The following is a 1,558-nucleotide window of genomic DNA, read 5'->3' as shown; positions in this document are numbered from 1 at the left end:
CTCCGCCGCGTCGCGGCATGTCCACTTTGCGCTGTTTCTTGCCGACTGGGTGGCGGGGTGCCGGGGTGGAGGTGCGGCCTTTGGGGCGGCCTGGGCCGGGGTGGGAGGCTTTCGGCGTGCTGGCCGGGGTGCCCAGGGTCCGCCGGATACGGGGAAAGCCGCGCCGGACCCGTCCGGGGGTGAGCCGATCCGGTGTCAGCGGCTTCTCCCAGGGTCTGCGCAGGTCCTGGGCCAGGGGTCGGGCGAGGCGGAGTTGGGCGTAGGCGGCGAGGGTCAGCCACACCCACCGGTCGGCTTGTTCGGGGGTGCGCAGGCGGGGGCGGGTCAGGCCGAGGGACTGCTTGAAGAATCTGAAGGTGTGTTCGATGTCGAATCTTCGAAGGAAGATCCGCCACAGGCGGTCGACGTCGTGGGCGGCGGCGTCGGGGTCGCTGTGCCACAGCCATAGCGGCTTGGGGTCGCGGCCTCCGGGCAGGTACTCGACGGCCAGGTGGACCAGTGTGCCTTCGACGAGGGGCAGTTCGCCCTGGTGGTCGGCCCACGAGCCGCGCCGGTCCAGTTTCGGGTGCAGGCGGCCCCAGCAGCGGGCGGTGACCTGGCCGAAGCGGTCGTGGACGCCGGTCGATTCCTGTGCCGGAGCCGGGTGGGTGGCAGGGTCCGCGAGACGGAACTGCTCGCCGTGGCGGGGCTGACGACCGGGCCAGGGTCCCTTACGACGGCCGGCCGGGGCGTGCATCACGCGGTCGGAGCGGATCCGGCCGAGCAGTCGTACCGGTTCCTCGCGCAGCAGCCAGGTCAGACGCACGATGTCGTAGCCGGAGTCGAACACGAACAGCACCGGCGGGTCGCCTTCACGCCACTGTCCGGCCTCGCGTAGCCGGGCCAGCAGGTCGCGGATCTGGGCGGCGGTAACCTCGGTGGGGTCGTCGTCGGGGCCGATGCGGACCGCGTCCAAGGGCCCCGTCCAGGAGGAGCGGCCGCCGCCCAGGGCGGCGGCGATCTGGTAGGGCCAGCCGGGGATGGTCTGACGCACCCCGTCGCAGCGGCACGGACGGTGGCAGTGCAGGCGCTCGGGCGAGCACTCGGCGTCCGGCCGCGGCCAGGGCGTGACATCGAGCGCGACGGACAGCTGCCGGTCGGCCCCGCGCGGCAGCTCCAGCCCCGCCAGAGTCATCCGCAACCGTGAGACGTTGATATGCCCTTGGGCGAGTGCGTCGTACATCGCTCCGTGTCCGCGCCGATGCACCTCCACCAGCGAAAGTTCGGGCAGCGAGGTCACCGGGCCCTGCGCGCACAGCACCGCGTCCGTCAGTTCGAACAGCGTGTCCGCCCGCAGTGTCAGGCACGCGTAGAACTCCCGGCGGAACCGGGACAAGGCGGTCAACGCCTCGACGCGGGCGGCACGATCTTGCAGACTGTCCATCACGGCCTTTGGTTGCTCAACGTGTCTCTTGGCGGAAACACATGATCAATCAGAGGCCGCCTTGCTGTCCGGACAACGACGAAACCCGTGGCCAGCTCTTCGAGCCGACCACGGGCAGGGGTTAAAAACGAAGCT

1 protein-coding gene is annotated in these 1,558 nt (G+C 70.7%); it reads right to left on the bottom strand.

The annotated features are described in order from the left end of the window. A partial coding sequence (locus ACFYX0_RS47750; RefSeq protein ID WP_388982111.1) for an NF041680 family putative transposase occupies window positions 1-1,423 on the bottom strand: 1,423 nt, incomplete at its 3' end. Window positions 1,424-1,558: the final 135 nt, after the last annotated feature.

Source organism: Streptomyces sp. NPDC002573, from assembly GCF_042889625.1.
In the GTDB taxonomy this organism is placed as follows: Bacteria; Actinomycetota; Actinomycetes; order Streptomycetales; family Streptomycetaceae; genus Streptomyces; species Streptomyces gibsoniae.
This window is presented reverse-complemented; position numbering and strand designations above follow the sequence as displayed.